This window comes from Fibrobacter sp. UBA4297 (genome assembly GCF_002394865.1).
GTDB lineage: Bacteria > Fibrobacterota > Fibrobacteria > Fibrobacterales > Fibrobacteraceae > Fibrobacter.
Genome location: NZ_DGUZ01000006.1, coordinates 55386 through 69063 on the forward strand (window position 1 = coordinate 55386; position 13678 = coordinate 69063).

Consider the following 13678-nt stretch of genomic DNA (forward strand, 5'->3'; position numbering starts at 1 on the left):
TGACCTTAACTAATGACTACTAACCATTGACTAATGACCAGTTAGAACGAGTACGTTGCAGAAATTCTGGAGAAGAGTCTGCCTTCGCCCTGGAACGGGTTACGGAACAGAAGGTCTTCAGCAACGGTCACGTCGATCTTCAACTTTTCTTCGATGTTGATACCGAAACCGAAACCGACATGGTCCTTGGAGGTGCCATCAGCGAGCGGGTTCGTGCTGAAGAAGTTGCCGTCATCCTTGCAGATGCCGTACTGCTTGTCGTTATACTTGTCAATGTTCTTGTTGTTGACGTTGCACTTTGTATAAAGAATAGACTTCTGACCGCCAACACGGATCACAAACCAATCCCACCAGATGTTGCGTTCGATACCGAAGCTGATCATGCCGCCGATATCGGTGCGTTCATCCCAGTGCTTGTTGTCTTCGTTACGGGAATCATAAGTCCAAGTCTTGGAGATGGCGTCAAAAATCCAGTCATGAGCCTTCTTCTTGTTGTAGATGAAGTCCAAGCCCATCCAGAAGAAACCACGGTCAAGAGCGACGTTGATACCGACACCCACCTGGGCATGCTTTTCATCCAAGCCCGGAGCATCGATGAACTTGAGGTTCAAAGCCGGAACAAGTTCGCCGTTGATGGCATCCAAAGTAAAGAATGCACGGGACTTGATTAACCAGGAGAAGTTACCGTCGTCGAAAAAGTTGTGGTGTTCCGGACCATATTGGATACGGGCCAAGGCCAAAGAGAATTCCAAATCAAAGTAGTTCGTGAACTGATAGTTCATACCACCATCGGCCTGAACGATAGAAGCGAAGGCATCCTTCTTTACCTGGTAGTTGCCATCTTCGCCCTTGTCGCCACCGTCCTGTGTGCCAATGTACACATGCAAGCCCCAGGCGCTACCGTTTGCAAGAGTCCAGCCCAAGAAGCCGTCAAAGTTCGTCACTGTTTCCGGAACGTTGGTCTTGGAACCGTTATCGCCGACCACGACATCCGGCAAATACTGAGCAAGATCAGCATTGATGCGGCCAAAAAGACCACCGAGGGAAATACGTGGATCCGGGTTGTTGTCACCACCAACAGCGATGGAGAAAATACCACCGAAGTTCGGGTGCTGCGGATCACGGTTTGCGCCCACTTCAACACGGTCTGTATAAGGGCCAAATTCGCCAATCAAATAATTGGAGTAGAGGTTGATGTTTGCAGCGTTATCAAAGATGCTCACATCGTCCATGATGTAAGTCGTGTTCTTACCCATAGATTCAATACGGGCGAAAGTCGCAAATGCAGACCCAACACCAAGAATTCCAAATGCGGTACCAACCGCAGCTACGGTTTTTAAGTTCATGGAATGACTCCTATTGAAAATTCATTTATAAAGTTAGTTTTATAAAGGAAAAAACGCAACAACATTTTAATAAAACACCATTTTTTTTAACATTTTTTAGCAAACAAAAAAGGCCAGACTTTCGTCTGGTCTTTTTCAAGCTTTCCAAGTGAATTATTCGGAGAACGTGAACGGAATCGTAACCGTCGTGTTACCGGACTTCACCTTGCTGAAGGTCCAGCGGCTAACTGCATTCTTGATTTCGGAGTCGAATTCTGCGAAACCGGTCGTCGAAGAAACAGTAGAGATGCTGATGATTTCGCCACCCGGAGCGATCGTGAACTTCAAGGTAACCTTACCCTGGAATCCCGGTTTCTTCTTCAGGCACTTGTTATAGATGTGGCGAAGACCCGGAGTACGCTGGCGGACAACCTTCATGATGTCAGCTGCGGAACGAGAACCACCACCGGCACCCATGTCGATATCGCGCATGGACGGAGTCTTGATGGAACCCTTAGCCTTAGTAGCGATACCACCGCCACCACCGCCAAGGAGACCTGCAAGGCCGTCACCGATACCACCGGAACCACCTTCTGCATAACCTTCGTTGAAGCCACCATTAGCCTTACCGCGACGGCCACCGAGAACGGTCTTACCCGTAGTCTGGAGACCAGCGACGTCCTTGAGCACCTTATCGATGTCCTTGGTGAACTTCTGGTTCTTCATCAAGTCATAAGCAGCAGCAGAGGCATTCTTTGTCTGAGCAGTGAGGAGCTTGAGCACGCCGCGAGTCTGCGGAGCGTTCGGCTGACCCTTACCGCGCGGCTTACCACCGCCACCAGCTTTCTTACGAGGCTTCTTCGGTTCGGGCTTCTTCTTTTCTTCCTTCTTTTCTTCCTTCTGCTCAATCTGCATGGAAGTAGTAAGGTCCACGGAATCAGCGTTGTCGAATACGACTTCAGCAACGACCTGTTCGTACATGGAAGCCCAAATACACATAGCCAAAGCGATCACAAGAGAGACACCGGCGATTGCGCCCATCTTCTTGTCGGATTCCGGCATGAGCGACGCAATAAACGGATCTAAGTTCTTCTTTGCCATTGATTATTCCTCCCCGCCGTTCTTTTCCATCACGGCGAATGCGATATTCGTGTATCCGGAGAAGCCGCAAGTGGCCATCACCTTGTACATCGCATCATACGGGATGTTCTTGTCAATCTGGACAATGATGTGACCAGCTTCATCGGCAGGAAGGCCCATCTTGAGAGCGTGTTCCTGTTCGATTGCGCGACGGTCCTTCAGGATTTCGTCCACCTTCGTAACGAGGAGGTCTTCCTGAGCGAGAACGTCAGCGGTCGGCACGACCTTTTCATTGTCAACGATAACGTAGTTAGCATCGACCACGACAGTCAAAGAAACTTCCTTCGGCTGGACCTTGGAGGTCGAGATCGGAAGAATCAAGTTTTCTGCCTGGGTCAAAAGCTGACCTTCAGCGTCCATGTTCTTGATCATGAACACCAAGATGATGGTCATCATGTCCATCATGGACGTTAAGGAGAAAGGTACGTCTTCGCTATACTTACGAGCTTTTCTAGCCATGATTAACCTCCCAACTTAGCAAGGTTGATCTTGCTGAAACCAGCTTCCTTAGCACGGTCCATGAGCTGGATGATCTTGTCGAACTGAGTGTCGTCGTTTGCAACGATGATGATGTTATCAACGTCGTCCAAGTCGATGAACTGAGTATGGATTGCGATCAAGTCCTTAGCAATGAGATCGTATGCGGAGAGCGGATAAACCATTGTCTTGTCGCCCGGCTTGAGAGTACGGGCAGAGTTCGGCTGAAGCGTTGCAACTGCCATACCCGGAGTCGGAGCCTTGAGAGCAGCCGGCTTCTGGAGGCCACCTACGCCTTCACCCGGAAGGGACAAGAAGTTGTTAGCGCCATCTACATAAGCACTGTCGGCATGAGCTTCTTCAGCACTACCGTCGTTCTTATAAGCGGCCCAAATGACCTTACCCGGGTCTTCTTCAGATTCCTTCTGAATAGCCCAGAGTTCGATGGTTTCGATTTCGTAGAGATACTTCTCTTTGTCCATTTCGGAACCATCTTTGCACTTCGGACCGTGTCCACTTTCAACAGCCGCCTTCACGTCTTCCATCGCATAGGTAACGAGCTGAGCATCAGACTTGCAGCGGAACGTCCACATTTCCTTGAAATAGACGTTCGGCTGGAAACCACCGCGTGCACCGATAACAAGGTAGTTGTTAGCGATAGCGAGGGACAAGTTCAATGCCTGCTCATCAGGAGGAGGTGGCACGTCATTGTCCATGATCATCTGACTACGTTCAGGCAGATTCACTTCGACAATGGCGAGTTTGGAGAAAGAAGTCATGGTCAGAAGCATAGGAATCAAGATGGTGAACAAGCCCATCGCCGGAAGCAAGTCCGGTTCTTCGACCTTTCCTGGTTTCTTGATTTGTTTTGCCATGTTTATTTAAACTCCAGTTAAAATTAAACTCTCTGATTGATTATGCAAGGGAGTTGATAATCTTGAGACCCTTTTCTTCCATTTCCTGGATGAGGCGTTCGGAGTTCATGTTGAGAAGACCGACGATAACGAGGAGCGGAACTGCAGAAAGAAGTCCGAGGAGCGTAGTACCCATAGCGATAGCAATACCATCAGCAAGAGCCTTAGCACGTTCAGAAGCCGGCTTGTTAGCAACAGCATCGAATGTGAAAATCAGACCGTAAATCGTACCCATAAGTCCAAGCAACGTGGAAATGGAAGCCATAACGGAAATGATGGAGATATAACGAGTGAGGCGCGGAGCTTCGGTAAGGAACACAGCGTCAGAAGCAGCAGTCATAACTTCGCGAGCCTTGTCTGCATCCTTGCAGTTGAGCTTAGCGGCAACGATAGCATCCATAACCTTAGCAATCGGGAGCTTAGAGCTCTTGGCGAACTGGAGAGCCTGTTCGAGCTGGTTCTGCATAACGAGCTTACCGAAATCGGCCATGAACTTACCGCGGCCCTTGGAGCTCTTAATCATGATGTAAGTTATGCGTTCCAGGGAGAAACCGAGGCCGATAATGAACACGACCAAGATGATCCACATGAACTGGTAACCATCAGATTCGGGGCTGAAGGATTGAAGCATTTTAGACATTAGAGACTCCTTTAATTGAGTTATTGTTTTTTTGTTGTTTTTGATAATCTTCGTTCATATTTATTTTTTTTTGGAGCATTGTGGGGGGATTTTAGTAGTAAAACTTTCTTTACCGCTGAGCAATCGTCCTCAAGCCCAATAAAATAGGGGAATCCCACGAAGCAGGATTCCCCGTAAAATAGTTTTTACCGCTATTTCTTCTTGCCTTTTTTGCCCTTTTTCTTGGACTTCTTGGCTTCAGACTTAGCCTTCTTGCCCTTCTTAGACTTCTTGGAGGTCTGTTCAACGGCTTCTTCATCGCTAGAAGATTCAGAAACAGCTTCAACACCTCTTTCGGAAGCCGGGATCAGGCTCGGGTTAGCAGTCCATTCCTTGAGCTTGGCGAGTTCTTCTTCAAGCTTGGTACGATCGTCCTTAGTTTCCTTGACGATGTTACGGAAGGTAGCCACCTTTTCTTCGAGAGTCATAGCATCAGACTGTTCGATCTGCTCGATACGTGCCTTCAACTTGAAGTATGCCGGGTCGGCAAACAGCGTGGACGGGTCGAACTTTTCAATCTTGATGTTAAGGTCTTCGTTGGTTTCATCGAGCTTTCTCAAGGTTTCGTAAAGCTTGGCGGTCCATTCGTTATCGATACCGTAGTGAGCAGAGGCCTTGATACCGGTTGCGCACTGCGGGATAGCGAGCTGCTTTGCGGCATCAGAACGGCTGTTCAATTCTTCACGGTAGGCTTCCAAGTCTTCGTGGGCAGCCATGATAGCGTCATCCTTCACCATGCCCTGGCCGATGTATTCACGCACGATCAAAGCACTATCCGGAAGCGGGGAGTTAGCGAATGCGTCAGCAACTTCGACGAACACAGCGCAGCCCTGGTAGTACATTTCGATGTAGCCCATTTCTGCAGCGATCACGTCCTTGTTGTAGAAGCCCTGGTCACGAGCGAGGTCGATGTTCTTCTGGAAGATCGGACGAGCCTGTTCATAGTAAGACGGGAGCTGCTGCACAATACCGATGCGTTCTGCAAACTTTTCTTCTTCCTTCTTACCGTTGAGCTGCTGTTCACGAATCTTTGCAGCCATCGTCACGAAGAGCATACCCATCTTGTTCGTGGCGCGGAAGGTCCACTTTTCAGATGCGTAGGCAGCAGACTTGGAGTAGTGACCCATAGCCTTCTGGAGGATTTCAACCAAGCTCTTGATGATCTTGGCCTTTTCCTTTTCCTTACCCTTCAAGACAATCGGAGTCATCTTGTTGTATTCATATTCACCCATGTAGAAGGCTGCTTCAGCCGGGATAGCAGCATCAGCATTCTTGATCTGCAAACCGTACTTGTCGTAAGCTTCAAGAGTCTTCTTGTAGGCATCAACAGAGTTTTCCATGTCCTTCACATTGCGGTAAGCGCGAGCGATACCGATGTAAGCGGCAATGAGCTTTTCCTTGTCTTCCTGGTACATCTTGATGAAGTTGCGATATTCCTGGATGGCGAGGTCCCACTTCTTAGCGTTAGCGTATGCCATCGGGATAGAGAAGGCAGCGTCAACAGCGTAAGAGCTCTTCGGATAGTCACGGACGAGGTCCTTGGAGCAGCGGATAGCTTCGTTGGTCATCTTGGCTTCGTCGTAGCTCAAGCATGCGCTATAGAGGAAAGACGGAGTTTCTTCGTTCTGCGGGTAACGCTTGTAAGCAAGTTCGAAGGTAATAGCGGCCTGCTTCTTGTCCGGGATGGAGTCATAGGTCTGAGCGGCAAAGCCGATTGCCGGGAAGGCCATGGAATCCTTCGGGAAGTTGTCGGTAATGAACAAGAACGTCTTGGCAGCGACAACCGGCTGCTTGTCCTTCTTGTAGTTACTTGCAGCACGCAAGATACCCTTAATAGTAAGCGGAGACTTGGCATAGCTCTTCGGGAGGAGCATGAACGTTTCTGCAGCCTTCTTGTACTGGTTCGTAGCTTCGTAGGCAGCAGCAGCTTCGAAGATAGCCTTGTCAGCAATGTCGATGTTCGGATAGCGCTTCACGAGGTCCAAGTATGCCTTGGCACCAGCTTCATTCTTGCCTGCCTTGACAGAGGATTCAGCCTTCTGGAAGAGAACGTAAGCGATAGCCTTTTCGATTTCAGCAGCCATGGAGTCGTTGCGAGTTTCCTTGGCCTTGTACTGCTTGAGGAGCCATTCGAATTCCGTGAGGGATTCGTCAAGCTGGTTGGATTCCAGCAAGGACTGAGCAAGCATACGGCTGATGAGCAAAATGTACTGGTGTTTCGGGAAGTCCTTCTTGAGCTTGCGGAGGACGTTCACGGCAACAGAGAACTGCTTGGCATCGTAATGAACGATAGCGGCGTTGTATGCAAGTTCTGCAGCTTCCTTGTTCTTACCGAACTTGGCCATGTACTTATCGACCTGGTCGAAGTAAGCCTTGGTTTCCGGCAAGTTGTATGCCTGGACGGCATCGTCGTTAGCCTTCGTCTTTCTTGCATTTTCGCGAGCCTGGTCCATCATGAGAACGGCGTTATAACCAGCTTCATCCTTGGAGAGGAGGTTGCCAGAACCCATTTCGCGACGGCCATAGCGGGTCGTATCGGTTTCAACAATCCAGTTGAACATCTTGGCAGCGTTAGCATGCTGGCCCATTTCCTGATAGACGAGAGCGAGGTTGATGTGAACCTTGTATTCATCCCAGGTCGGTTCCTTGGCATAGCGCTTCAAGAATGCTTCATAAGCTTCGATAGCCTTAGAATACTGTCTCTTGCCGCCTTCGATATCACCTTCCTTGGTGAGCTTGGCAGCCTGAGCGTGGTGATACTGCGGGATATCGAGCATAGCGCCACGGATAGCCTTTTCAGCATTCTTCACAGATTCCGGATACTTCTGGTTCTTCTTGAACCAGGAGGAATTGCGGTCATAACGCTTCACGACTTCGTAACGATGTGCCTGAGCTTCTTCGAACTTCTGCTGCACGATCAAGATTTCGACCATGGCGATATCGGCGAGCGGAGCGTCGATGTAGTCCGGGTTGATACTCATCAAGCGCTTGAAGGACTGGACAGCTTCTTCGTTACGGTCATGGTCCTTGTTCTTCATACCGATACGGTAGTAGACGGAGTCCTTGAAAGCGACCTTCTTGTCTCTCAAGAAAGCTTCAGCTTCCTGAACACCACCACCTTCCAAGTCAGAGAATGCGGCAGCCATGAAGTCCATAGCTTCTGCGCGCAAGTCGTTCGGATATTTGCCCTTGTCAGCACCAACGATGTAATCGAAGTACTGCTTAGCGGCAATTTCGTATTCGGCAGTGTTATAGTAAGATTCTGCCAAGTGGTACATGGCAAGAGCCGCTTCCTTACCCGTGAGGTTTTCAAAGCCAGTCACCTTCTTATAGGCACTGATAGCGTCCTTGAACTTACGGTTCATGAAGTGGTATTCAGCAATACGGAGCCATGCCTTCGGCACAAGACCGTTATCCGGGAAGTCCCTGACAAGCTGCATACGGAGCTTGTAAGCCTTGTCGTCTTCACCACTGGCTTCCTGCACTGCGGCAGCCTGGTAAATCACGGTCGGAGCCTTAGATTCCTTCGGATACTTGTCGATGTATTCAAGGAAGTAGCCCAAGGACTTCTGGTGATCGGCCTTCGGGAACTGGTTGATGTTAGCGCACTTTGCCGGCTTGTTATCACGGTCAGCGCACCATGCGACATCTTCTTCGTACTGGGCATTCTTGTCGAGGAACAGCTTTTCTTCGAGCAAGAACTGGTAGTGACCAAGCTGCTGCAAGGAGCTTGCGCAACGGTTACTGACTTTGCCCTTGCAACGTTCTACCTGACGTTCCCATTCGGCAATAGCGTCACGCATGCCCTTTTCGTCAAGACCGCCAGAGCGGCAAGCCTGTTCGGCCTGGTTCTTTGCAACTTTATAGGAGCTGGCGCACTGTTCATAGCCAGAGTTGCCCTTTCCAATGGACTTGCACTTTGCAAGCAATTTCTTAGCTTCGTCCGTTTTTTCTTTACACGGATCCGATGCAGCAAAAGATGTTCCAATCATGGAGCAAACGATTGCTGAGACGAGCAAAAGATTTTTCATCGTTCTCTATCCACCTATTATATCAAAATAAAGGGACGGGCCCGGATTACTCCAGGTCCTCCAAACCAGTATCTGTAGCGCTGCCACCAGAACCGGCAACCTTGGTTCTTGCAGTAGCCAATGTAAAGCCTGCGTCTTCCAAAATGCGCTTGCGGTTAGATTCAAAGCGGTCACTCTGGATAGATCTCTGCATGAACGATGCGTAATCTTCAATAGACTGGTTAGCCTTATTGAACGTCGGGCGCAAAGCTTCACGCTTGCTTTCCACACGCGGAGTCGGCAACTGACGAGCGAGATCCAAGGCAATCACCTGGACAGAATCGAACTGGCTCTGCATGGAATCATAAGCCTGACGGGCGCTGTCACGTGCAGCGACAGAGACAATCGGCTGTTCCGTGCGCTTCACGGCTTCTTCCAAAGCCGTGATTGCACCCTGGTAGTCCTTCTTCATGAAGTGGCAGTAACCAATCACGAGGTAGGCTTCAGAAACGAGGAAGGATTCCGGAAGGTTAGAAATAATCCAGTTTGCATGCTTCATAGCTTCATCAGGCTTGTTAACCTTGAGGAAGGACCATGCAATACCGAGGCGAGCTTCGTCGAGCACCGGAGAGCCTTCCTTGACCTGACCATACATCTGAGCGGCAGCTGCGATGTCCGGCTTTTCGCCAGAGAAGAAGAGGTGGCCGAGCTTAACTCTTGCAGCGTCCTGCAAGTCAAGTTCGGACTTGTTGGACACCGGCTGTTCCGTAATGTCACGGAAGCAGTTTTCAGCTTCGTCAAACTTGCTCATACGGCTGTTGGCAATACCCATTGTATAGCGAGCGTAGAAGTAGTTGGCGTTACCCGGAAGGATGGAGGAGAGCAGGTCGACAGATTCCTGATAGAGACCCTGTTCGAACTTGATCTGGCCAGCAACGTAGTCAGCGTCAGCCTTCACATCGCTTTCACCGAACTTCTGGGCAATGTTCTGATACTTGTTCATAGCTTCCGTGTACTTGCCTTCCTTATAGTCGATGTTCATCAACTGGAAGTGGTACTTGGCGCGCTGGTCACTCTGCGGGTAGCGCTTGATAGCGTCTTCGTAGACAGACTTAGCAGCCTTGTGCATACGGAGGTTTTCGAAAGACTTAGCCTTGTAGAATGCAGCCTGGTCAACGAGGTGGAATGCCGGGTACTTGGTCTGGACCTTACCGAAAGCATAAGCAGCTTCGAGGAACTGACGGTTCAAGTACAGACGCATAGCAGCGCGGTAGTCGTTTTCAGGTTCGATCTTCAAACGGCGATAGCGTTCTTCACCGATCTTCTCTTCACGGGTATCACCGAAGCGAGAAGTCAGCTTAACAGCCCACACAAAGCCACGGTTCTTCTTGGCCCAGAGATCATCGTGAGACATTTCGAGGTCAAGAGCGAGGTAACGGAAGATGCTGACATCCTTGACGTTAACCGTAGCACCGATGACCGGGTAGCCTTCCTTCGTGAAGCGGGCGCGGACACCGAGGTGAGAGGAGAGGTAATAGGTCAAGGAGAAGCTCATTTCGAGATTTGCACCCTTGCCACCTTCCTTAGAGTCATGGATAATGTCGATGAGGGAGAACTCGGCCTTCATTTCGAGAAGACGGTTGAATCCGCGATAGAACAACGAGATGTTGAGGTTCGTCGGAATCTTGTAAGCGTCATCGGCAGTCATGAGAACGAACTTGAAGCTACCGTCGCCATCAGCTTCGCTGACAGCCGGAGCAAGGAGGTTCTGCACGGCAACGCCAATGAGCAAGTAACCGTACTTCGAGGAAGCGAGCGGGTTCCAGCTCAAGCCCACGTCTGCACCGACAGTGAGCTGCTTGAGTTCATCGAACTGGTTGATGTACAACACATCAAGGTTGACACCGAGAGAAAGCAAGTGGAAGAGCCTGTAAGCGTAACCGAACTGAACGGCAATTTCGCTATAGGATTCGCCACCTTCAATGGATGCACCGTTTTCGAAAAGAGAAATGCCCCAAGTGTGCTTGTAGTCAATCGGGTACGTCAAGCTGACGTATTCCTGGCTTGCTTCACCACTAATGGTGCTAAAGAATGCAGCGCTGAATTCAAGCTGATCAGTTTCAGAAATTCCAGCCGGGTTCACATACATCGCGGTGTTGCCGCCAAATTCGGCAAACCAGTCATTCTGCTGATACTTATTCGGCGTGTAGGTGGCCTCTGCAAACAAAGAAGTGCTGGCTACGGCAAGTCCAATCGCGGACGTCTTGATGAAACTAGTACGCATCATCACCTACTCCTTTACTTAATATCCGTGCGGATGAACTCGATACGACGGTTCTGCGCACGTCCTTCAGGTGTTTTGTTAGAAGCAACAGGCTTTGTATCGCCCATGCCCTGAGTTGTAATACGGCTTTCGGCAATGCCTTTTTCAACAAGGAAGTTCTTCACTGCATTAGCACGGTCTGCGGAGAGGACCATGTTCTTGTCCTTGTTACCGATGTTATCTGTATGACCAACGATTTCAAACGTGGCTTCAGGGAAGGTTTCCATGATATCGACAACCTTCATCAAGGAGATGTAGGAGTCCTGAGTAATCGTGGATTTACCAGATTCGAAGTTCACGCCTTCAAGAACGAAGACCTTTTTCGGCGGCTGCGGAACTTCGTCCGGGCAACCATCGTCGTCCTTGTAGTTGTTCAAAGATTCAGACTGTTCCGGGCAGAGGTCCACACCCTTACAGATGTGAGCGTACTGGGAGAGCATTCCCTTCGCTTCGACCCACGGGTCGCAAAGACCGTCGCGGTCGTTATCGGCATCCGGGCAGCCATCATCGTCCTGGAAGCCATCGAAGTCTTCGGCTTCTTCAGGGCAGTTGTCAAAGCCGGAGCAGACGCCAGCGTACTTTTCGGAGAGACCTTCTTCGGAAACCCACGGATCGCAAAGGCCATCGCCATCAGTATCCGGATTGCGAGTTTCTTCGACAGCTTCTTCTTCCTTAACGACGTCAGTTGCAGTAAGACCGATATCCAGCTTGCCCTTGCCGCGCTTGATCATCGGCGAGGTGGACTGGCAGAAGAAGTTCGGGTTGCCGAGAGACGGGCTGATGAACTTCGGGTCCAGGGAAACGTTCGTGCGGTTCACCTTGATGAACTGGTTGAACGGGTAGTAGTTCTTGTAGATGTTGTTGTATTCCACCTTCGTCTGACCGGCAGCCGGGTCAGCAAACACACCGTAGTAGTGGTTTTCCATGAAGATGTTGTTACGGGCGACCAGGTTGGTCGGTCCCTTCAACGTGAGGCCGGAGTAGCCGTTGCGGAGCACGACGTTCTGTTCGATGTAGGCATCGAGAGACTTAGCACCCCAGGCGAGAATGCCGGACCAGCGGTTGCCGTACACCACGTTGTTGCGGAGCCACGGCAGAGAAATGAAAGCACCGATACCCGTTGCATGGTTATCGATCACATAGCAATGATGAATGTAGGGAGCTGCGTTTTCGCAAAGGATACCTTCAAGACCGTTCCTCACTGTGAAGTGCGACATTTCGGCGCCCGAAGTACCCATGACGGTCGGACCTCTGCGGCCACCATCAATGATGGTAGACAATGGGTCCTCGCCCTTGAGAACAACACCCATGATCAAGGTGATGTTTTCGTTATAAACACCGCGTTTGACAAGGATTGTATCCCCGGCATCCGCATTTCCGAGAGCATCTGCAATCTTTGCGAAATCGCCAGGCACGTTGATATTCTTTGCCATGGCGGTTCCTGAAAGAAGCATCGCCCCGGCCGTAATTAAGACCAGTTTCTTTAGGGTCATACTGCTACGTTTCTCCAATCATAGAACACTTAAATTCGTTAAACATACGCTTGCCTGTTTGGCAAACACAAAACCCATGTGGGAATATACCTTCAAAAATGACTTTAGTCAAATACTTTTCGTCAAAAACGCCATTTTTCGTGTAAAAAATACACAGGTATAGCCTCTAGGGAAAACTTATCTGTCAATCCTCGCTAGGAAGATCGTCCTCCTTCTCCTCCTCCTTTTTTGCACCTTGAATTGAAACGCGGATTTCCTGGCAGGTCTTCTTGATGTTTTGCAAGACCTTGCGCGCGCGCGTGCCAGCAGATTTGTTGCCGCGTTCGAATTTCTCGTATTCGCGTTTGAAATTTTCAATTTCTAGTTCGAGATCGTTTACTAAACTCATAAGCAAACTCCAAAAAAAGATGCTTTTTGGAAAATAAATAAAGTTTTTGCTAAAAATTCGCCGTTTTGCAAAATTATGTTTACGTTTATAAACTATTACATAGATTTAGCACAATTCAACAACTTATTAACAATGTGATAACCGCCACAGATTTTCGAGAGCCATCCAGCCAGCTTCACCGACATTTTCCGAGAAGTCATTTACGAACATGGCGATATGCGACTTAATGACTTCGCTATCATCGATTTGCGCTTTTTCGACGATAAACGATGTCACAGGATTACACCTTTGACGGGCAATCTGGAGACTACGGCGAATTTCATTTTCAACGGATTCGATAGTTGCACTGCCCAGTTCCTTTTTTGCAACTGCAATTCCAAGAGGAATCGGAGAGCCTGTTTCCTGCTCCCAGTAGGCACCCAAGTCCTGCAAAAGGTGCAGACCATCACGTTTCCACGTAAAGCGGTGCTCGTGGATTGTCACGCCTTGGGGAATACTTTTGTGGAGGAGCCCCTGGTAAACCTCGTTAAAGAGGGCGTATTCGAGTTTTGGGGCATTTTTGAACTGATGGGCGTACCAGAACTTGAAAAGGAGCGCAGCGGTCGTATTTGCGCCCGGGAGGGTCGTCAAAAGTTCCGGATTGAACACATTAGACTGCGAAGAGAGCAAAAGCGGGCCACAGCCGTACCCGATTGCACCCCCGCAACCGAGGCAACGGTACGTATCGGCAATTTGAGGATAGACCTGAGCGCTAATCTTTGCGACATCAAGTTCGCCACGCAAGACCATTTCGTTGAGCGTCTGGACATCGGCAAACGTGACTTTCCATTCAAACGGGGAATTTTCGAGACCGTGAAGTAAGGCTTCGTAAATGAAGGTGTCGTTAGGGCAAGTGGAAATACCGAGGGAGAGTTGCATATGCAGTAGGA

General features: G+C 49.6%; 10 protein-coding genes. All 10 read right to left on the bottom strand.

Annotated features, from left to right (window positions below):
• Nucleotides 1-41: 41 nt before the first annotated feature.
• Nucleotides 42-1346: a hypothetical protein gene (locus tag B3A20_RS02250; RefSeq protein WP_290761373.1), complete on the bottom strand. Its 1305-nt coding sequence runs from the start codon at nt 1344-1346 to the stop codon at nt 42-44.
• Nucleotides 1347-1499: 153 nt separating this feature from the next.
• Nucleotides 1500-2426 (bottom strand): AgmX/PglI C-terminal domain-containing protein, encoded by a 927-nt coding sequence (locus tag B3A20_RS02255; protein WP_173564523.1) that lies wholly within the window; start codon nt 2424-2426, stop codon nt 1500-1502.
• Nucleotides 2427-2429: 3 nt separating this feature from the next.
• A complete protein-coding gene (locus B3A20_RS02260) occupies nt 2430-2924 on the bottom strand; it encodes an ExbD/TolR family protein (protein WP_173564524.1) in 495 nt (164 codons plus the stop codon).
• Nucleotides 2925-2926: 2 nt separating this feature from the next.
• Nucleotides 2927-3817, bottom strand: coding sequence for an ExbD/TolR family protein (locus tag B3A20_RS02265; protein ID WP_290761378.1), 891 nt, complete (start codon nt 3815-3817; stop codon nt 2927-2929).
• Between the two features lie 40 nt (nt 3818-3857).
• Entirely contained in the window at nt 3858-4496 is a 639-nt protein-coding gene (locus B3A20_RS02270) for a MotA/TolQ/ExbB proton channel family protein (protein WP_173564528.1), read from the bottom strand.
• A 191-nt stretch (nt 4497-4687) separates the two neighbouring features.
• Nucleotides 4688-8566 (bottom strand): tetratricopeptide repeat protein, encoded by a 3879-nt coding sequence (locus tag B3A20_RS02275; RefSeq protein ID WP_290761381.1) that lies wholly within the window; start codon nt 8564-8566, stop codon nt 4688-4690.
• 46 nt (nt 8567-8612) lie between these two features.
• Nucleotides 8613-10832, bottom strand: a complete 2220-nt coding sequence (locus tag B3A20_RS02280; protein ID WP_290761383.1) for a tetratricopeptide repeat protein — start codon at nt 10830-10832, stop codon at nt 8613-8615.
• A gap of 11 nt (nt 10833-10843) precedes the next feature.
• Nucleotides 10844-12301, bottom strand: a complete 1458-nt coding sequence (locus B3A20_RS02285) for an OmpA family protein (RefSeq protein ID WP_290761385.1) — start codon at nt 12299-12301, stop codon at nt 10844-10846.
• A gap of 244 nt (nt 12302-12545) precedes the next feature.
• Nucleotides 12546-12749, bottom strand: a complete 204-nt coding sequence (locus tag B3A20_RS02290; protein WP_088641383.1) for a hypothetical protein — start codon at nt 12747-12749, stop codon at nt 12546-12548.
• A 126-nt stretch (nt 12750-12875) separates the two neighbouring features.
• Entirely contained in the window at nt 12876-13667 is a 792-nt protein-coding gene (locus B3A20_RS02295; RefSeq protein ID WP_290761389.1) for a 1,4-dihydroxy-6-naphthoate synthase, read from the bottom strand.
• Nucleotides 13668-13678 lie beyond the last annotated feature (11 nt).

Coding starts and splice junctions, on each gene's coding strand:
- B3A20_RS02290 (WP_088641383.1), bottom strand. CDS start 12,749: ATGAGTTTAGTAAACGATCTCGAACTAGAAATTGAAAATTTCAAACGC.
- B3A20_RS02295 (WP_290761389.1), bottom strand. CDS start 13,667: ATGCAACTCTCCCTCGGTATTTCCACTTGCCCTAACGACACCTTCATT.
- B3A20_RS02260 (WP_173564524.1), bottom strand. CDS start 2,924: ATGGCTAGAAAAGCTCGTAAGTATAGCGAAGACGTACCTTTCTCCTTA.
- B3A20_RS02280 (WP_290761383.1), bottom strand. CDS start 10,832: ATGATGCGTACTAGTTTCATCAAGACGTCCGCGATTGGACTTGCCGTA.
- B3A20_RS02265 (WP_290761378.1), bottom strand. CDS start 3,817: ATGGCAAAACAAATCAAGAAACCAGGAAAGGTCGAAGAACCGGACTTG.
- B3A20_RS02275 (WP_290761381.1), bottom strand. CDS start 8,566: ATGAAAAATCTTTTGCTCGTCTCAGCAATCGTTTGCTCCATGATTGGA.
- B3A20_RS02285 (WP_290761385.1), bottom strand. CDS start 12,301: ATGGCAAAGAATATCAACGTGCCTGGCGATTTCGCAAAGATTGCAGAT.
- B3A20_RS02250 (WP_290761373.1), bottom strand. CDS start 1,346: ATGAACTTAAAAACCGTAGCTGCGGTTGGTACCGCATTTGGAATTCTT.
- B3A20_RS02255 (WP_173564523.1), bottom strand. CDS start 2,426: ATGGCAAAGAAGAACTTAGATCCGTTTATTGCGTCGCTCATGCCGGAA.
- B3A20_RS02270 (WP_173564528.1), bottom strand. CDS start 4,496: ATGTCTAAAATGCTTCAATCCTTCAGCCCCGAATCTGATGGTTACCAG.